We start from the raw sequence: 4,757 nt of genomic DNA, 5'->3' as shown, positions 1-4,757 counted from the left end.
TTTCAAGCGACGCGGACCCCCGGCGCGCTATCCCCCAAGCAGGCGAGCCTCCAGCACCTGGTCGCGCTTGAAACCCTCCGATTTCAAAGCACGGGGGGCCGACGCCCCCCGTACCCCCCCCTCGGCTTTCAAGCGACGCGGACCCCCGGCACACTATTCCTCCAACAACCGGGCCTCCAGCACCTGCTCGCGCTTGAAACCCTCGAGACGCAGGTAGAAGTCGGCGGCGTCCAGGAGGGCCTGCATGGGGGTGAGCCCGATGATCTCGCTGCCCACGACGCTGACACCGTAGCGCGCGGCCTCGGACTTGACGGTCTCGAAGACGCGGTGCAGCGGGGTCGCGGTGTAGTCCGTCATATTGATGGAGACCTGGGTGATCCCCCTTTCCTCAAGCGCCAGGCCGATGGCGCGGCAGTTCACGTAGCCGCCCCTGGCCGCGCGGATGGTCTGGGCGATGTGCCTGGCCAGGGCCACGTCGGAGGTCGACAGGTTGATGTTGAAGGCCACCAGAAAGGGGCGCGCGCCGACGACCGTAGCTCCGGCCCTGGGGTGCATCGCCCGAGGCCCCTCGTCGGGGGCGCGTTCCGGCGTTTTGATGGCCTCCTTCAGCCCCTCGTACTCCCCCTTGCGGACGTCGGGCAGCGCCTTCATCGAGGGGCGCTTTGCGGCGGCCTCGTAGAAATAGACGGGAATGGAGAGCTTGTCAGCAATCTCCCTGCCCAGCTCGTGGGCCAGGGCCACGCACTCCTCCATCGTAACGTTCGAGACGGGGATGAAGGGAATGACGTCCGTCGCACCGATGCGGGGATGTCCCCCCCTGTGTTTCTCCATGTCGATCAGCTCCGCGGCCCTGGCGCAGCAGGCGAACGCCGCCTGCTTGGCGGCCTGAGGCTCGCCCACGAAGGTGAGCACCGTCCGATTGTGATTGGGGTCGGAGGAGTGGTCCAGGACGGTCACGCCGGGCGTCCCGCGCGCCTCGCCGATGATGGCCTCGATGACCTCGGCCCTCTGCCCCTCGCTGAAGTTCGGTACGCATTCCACAAGCTTCGCCATATCCGCTCATCCTGTCCTTTCATTCCGGTCATTCCGGCATCCGCAATGGGTTCAAGCGCCGTATGGTTTCGAGTTCGCCTTGCCTCAGCATTATAGACGAAGACGAAAAAACGAAAAAGTCCGTGCCCTCCGCCTTTTACACTTCCCCCTCTTTGACTATAATGAATGCAGGATGGAACCGGAGGATCACACCGGACCGTCAGCTCGGTCAGCATAGGAGGACTCTCGATGGACAGACAACGGAAAGGCTGGGACTTTGTCATCGACGTAATGAATGGAATGGGGCGCGGACTCTTCGCCTCCCTGATCGTGGGGTTGATCCTGAGGCAGGCGGGCGCCTACCTCTCGGTCCCCCTGCTGACGAAACTCGGCAGTGCGGCGCAGATCCTCATGGGGCCGGCTATCGCGGCCAGCATCGCGTGCAGCGTCTCGGCTCCCCCTCTGGCGGTCTTCTCCTCTCTGGCGGTCGGCGCCGTCGGGGCCGGGGCCTTTGCCGGCCCTGCGCCCGTGCCCGGCGAGCCCGTAGGGGCCGCCGTCGCGGCTCTCGTCGGGGTCCTGTGCGGCAAGATCGCGCAGGGAAAAGGCGGCAAGGGGCTCGACATCCTGTTGATCCCTCTCGCCACGATCGTCGGCGGCGGACTCGCGGCCGTGACCTGCGCACCCTGGATTGCGAGAGGAATGAACGCCGTCGGGGATCTCGTCAACCTGACGACGACCCTGCAGCCGCTGCCGATGGGCATCGCCGTCTCCGTCATCATGGGGATGATCCTCACGCTGCCGATCAGCAGCGCCGCCCTGGCGATCTCGTTGGGGCTCTCGGGGCTCGCCGCCGGGGCCTCCACGGTGGGGTGCAGCGCGCAGATGGTCGGGTTCGCGGTCATGAGCTTCCGGGAGAACGGGATCGGGGGCCTGATCGCCCAGGGGCTGGGCACGTCCATGATTCAGGTGCCGAACATCATGCGCAACCCCTGGATATGGGTCCCGCCGACCCTCGCCTCGGCCGTCCTGGGCCCCCTCGCGACGCTGCTTTTCCGGATGAAGAACAACAGCGTCGGAGCGGGGATGGGGACGAGCGGCCTGGTGGGGCAGATCGGCACGTTCGCCGTGATGGGCGAGTCCGCCTGGCCCGGCGTGATCCTGCTGCATTTCGTCCTCCCCGCCCTGCTCACCTGGTTCTTCGCCAGAATTCTCGAGGGCCGGGGGTTGGTCCGACCGGGGGATATGACGCTGGACAGGGAGGCGTGACGCCGCGCTATTCCGCCGCTTTGGCCGTGCCCCTCAGGCGCTTTTCGAGCCCTTTGAGAATGGCCAGGCCAAGGAGGGCGCCCGGAACGCTGCTGATGAGAAACGCGGCGGAGAGGGTGGCGAACATTCCCCCCACCGCCCCGGGGGATACGATCAGGGCCGCTGTGAAGGCGCCCAGCGTCCCTGTGGCGCAGGGCTCCACGAGGGCCGCCCAGGCCCCGACCCCTTGCCCGCGCAGGACCGTACGGGCCGCCAACCCTACGGCCAGCGCCCCGAAAAGGCTCCCGGGAAAGGCGAGGATCGTCCCCATGCCCGTCGTATAGCGGATGAGGCTGGCGACGAACGCGCTGCCCACCGCCCACCAGGGCCCCAGCAGGACCCCGGCCACGGCGTTGATCGTATGCTGAAAGGGGAAACATCGCGAGGGCCCGACGGGAAAGGAGAAGGGCGCGAGCAGGACGGCCGCCGCCGCGAGGAGCGCGGCCAGGAGCATGGCCCGCAAATGCGTTCCGGGTGCCGCAGAGTTTCGGTCTTCGCAGGTTTCGTGCATCGAAGGATGCCTCCTTGTCTTCATCTCGTATTATCATCGTCCCGTATCTTCATTGCCGCTCCGGCGCGAAGCCTTGTCCACGCGCCCTATCCCGTCATCAGGCCCCTGCCGGCGTTCCAGGCGGTTCCGCCCCTCTCCCCGATCCGGCAACAGCCGTTCCGGAACGGGGCGGGACCGAGGGGGCTCTTCGGGCCTCAGTCCAACCTCACGGCCGTTCCGCTGCAGGTCACCATCAACATGTCGTTGTTCGCGCCCAGCACCTCGTAGTCCATCTTGACCCCCACCACCGCGTCGGCCCCCAGTGCAGCCGCCCTCTGGCCCATCTCGGCCAGGCTCTCTGTCCGGGCACGGGTCAGTTCCTCCTCGTACCCCTTGGAACGGCCCCCAAAGACGTTGCGCAGCGCCGCTCCGATATCCTTCAGAAAATTGACCCCGGCGACCACCTCGCCAAACACGATACCCCGATACTCCCTGATGGTGCGCCCCTCGATGCCGGGCGTCGTCGTCACGATCATGCCGCGAAGACCTCCCTTTCCTGCTATGTCTTTCCACAGGGACAAGCGGACTCGGACACATGGGCTCCGCAGGTCCCCTCTCATTTCCTCCCCCGCACGTTCGTGCTTTTTACGAGGGGTCTCCCCAGAATTATTGTAGGCCCTCGGGGGGACGGGGGCAAGCGCAACCCGGCCGTCCGGGTTCAAAGGCCCCCGATTTTCCCACGGACGGCAAAACGGCCCCGGGCCGATCGCCCGTATTCCGCGAAAGAGACCTTATCCCCGGGCAGCGGCAAAATACGGAAAATCGTTGACTGAAAGAGGGTTTTGCCCTAAAGTTACTCTTGAAATCACAAGCGTGCGGACAAGTACGGCACGGCGATGTGGGCAGGCCTTTTTGCCGCGCGGCTGCCTGCGTTTTTGAAACGTCGGGCGGGCCCGCAGAAAAATGGAGGGGAAGAGATGAGAAAGTCGTTTTTGCTCGCCGCGGTCCTTTTGGGGCTGCTGACAGCTCCAGGGGGGGCCCTTGCCGCCCCCTGCGTCGAGGGCGAGGCGCTGGTGGTCTTCAAGAAGGCGCCCGGCGCCGTCGTGACGGCGGCCTCCGTGGAGCGCGGGGCGGAATCGTTCCGCCTGGCGGCGCTGGCGGCGGCCTCCGGGGCACGGGTGATGCAGGCCTACGGGGCCCTGTCCGAGGCCGGCGACGGCGTCTTCGCGCTGGTCCGATCCGAGACCGTAACGGCAAAGCAGCTGGTGGAGGACCTGAGGGCGAGGGCCGACGTGCTCGCGGCAGCTCCAAACTACATCACCCGGACCATGCGGCAGCCCAACGATCCCCGATACGCCTCGGGAGAGCTTTGGGGACTGAAGGCCATCCGCGCTCCCGAGGCGTGGGACGTCGTGACGGGCAGCACGGACGTATACGTCGCGGTTGCGGATACGGGTATCCATGCCGCCCACGAGGACCTTCGGCCGAACCTGGATACGGGACTCAGCCGGGATTTCTCCAAGAGCAGCCAAGGCTACGCCGACGCCCACGGACACGGGACGCACGTTGCGGGGACGATCGGGGCCGTGGGGAACAACGGCCTGGGCGTCGCGGGAGTGAGCTGGACGACGCGGCTGATCGCGCTGCGGATCATGGGCGCGGACGGGGCCGGTCCATCCTCCTGGACCGTGGAGGCTTTCAGTTACCTGATCTCCCTCCTTCGCACAAATCCGCAGATGAAGGTCGCCGCAATCAACCTCTCGCTGGGAGGGTACGCGGACATAACTCCGAGCGAAGCTCAGTCGCTGCCGGATCCCTACTGGCTTGTCTACAAGATTCTGGACAACATGGACCGGACCGTGATCGTCGTCGCGGCGGGGAACGAGGGGCTGGAGGTGGGCAAACCTGCGCCCTATGACGCCCCCAGCGA

Annotated in this window: 5 protein-coding genes; 2 read left to right on the top strand and 3 right to left on the bottom strand. The window is 66.2% G+C overall.

The features are described from left to right. Positions 1-153 precede the first annotated feature (153 nt). Positions 154-1,053 carry a glutamate formimidoyltransferase gene (gene ftcD, locus Q0176_RS03390; protein WP_299299232.1) on the bottom strand — a complete coding sequence of 300 codons (900 nt, stop codon included), beginning with the start codon at positions 1,051-1,053 and terminating at the stop codon, positions 154-156. A 228-nt stretch (positions 1,054-1,281) separates the two neighbouring features. Here ftcD and Q0176_RS03385 point away from each other — a divergent pair, with 228 nt between their 5' ends. After that, positions 1,282-2,298 carry a PTS transporter subunit IIC gene (locus tag Q0176_RS03385; RefSeq protein WP_299299230.1) on the top strand — a complete coding sequence of 339 codons (1,017 nt, stop codon included), beginning with the start codon at positions 1,282-1,284 and terminating at the stop codon, positions 2,296-2,298. 7 nt (positions 2,299-2,305) lie between these two features. Here Q0176_RS03385 and thiW read toward each other — a convergent pair whose 3' ends face one another. Next, positions 2,306-2,848 (bottom strand): energy coupling factor transporter S component ThiW, encoded by a 543-nt coding sequence (gene thiW, locus Q0176_RS03380; protein ID WP_299299228.1) that lies wholly within the window; start codon positions 2,846-2,848, stop codon positions 2,306-2,308. A 194-nt stretch (positions 2,849-3,042) separates the two neighbouring features. Then, a complete protein-coding gene (locus Q0176_RS03375; RefSeq protein ID WP_299299226.1) occupies positions 3,043-3,363 on the bottom strand; it encodes a putative heavy metal-binding protein in 321 nt (106 codons plus the stop codon). A 441-nt stretch (positions 3,364-3,804) separates the two neighbouring features. On the opposite strand from Q0176_RS03375, the gene Q0176_RS03370 reads away from it, so the two are divergent. Then, positions 3,805-4,757, top strand: a 953-nt coding sequence (locus Q0176_RS03370; protein ID WP_299299224.1) for a S8 family serine peptidase, incomplete at its 3' end; no start/stop codon positions are given.

This window comes from uncultured Fretibacterium sp. (genome assembly GCF_938040765.1).
Lineage (GTDB): Bacteria > Synergistota > Synergistia > Synergistales > Aminobacteriaceae > CAJPSE01.
Note: the sequence above shows the minus strand (reverse complement) of the source record. Positions and strands in the feature narration are given on the sequence as shown.

What these genes read in the sequence shown, in the direction of transcription:
- Q0176_RS03375 (WP_299299226.1), bottom strand. Translation starts at nt 3,363, where the DNA reads ATGATCGTGACGACGACGCCCGGCATCGAGGGGCGCACCATCAGGGAG.
- Q0176_RS03385 (WP_299299230.1), top strand. Translation starts at nt 1,282, where the DNA reads ATGGACAGACAACGGAAAGGCTGGGACTTTGTCATCGACGTAATGAAT.
- thiW (WP_299299228.1), bottom strand. Translation starts at nt 2,848, where the DNA reads ATGCACGAAACCTGCGAAGACCGAAACTCTGCGGCACCCGGAACGCAT.
- ftcD (WP_299299232.1), bottom strand. Translation starts at nt 1,053, where the DNA reads ATGGCGAAGCTTGTGGAATGCGTACCGAACTTCAGCGAGGGGCAGAGG.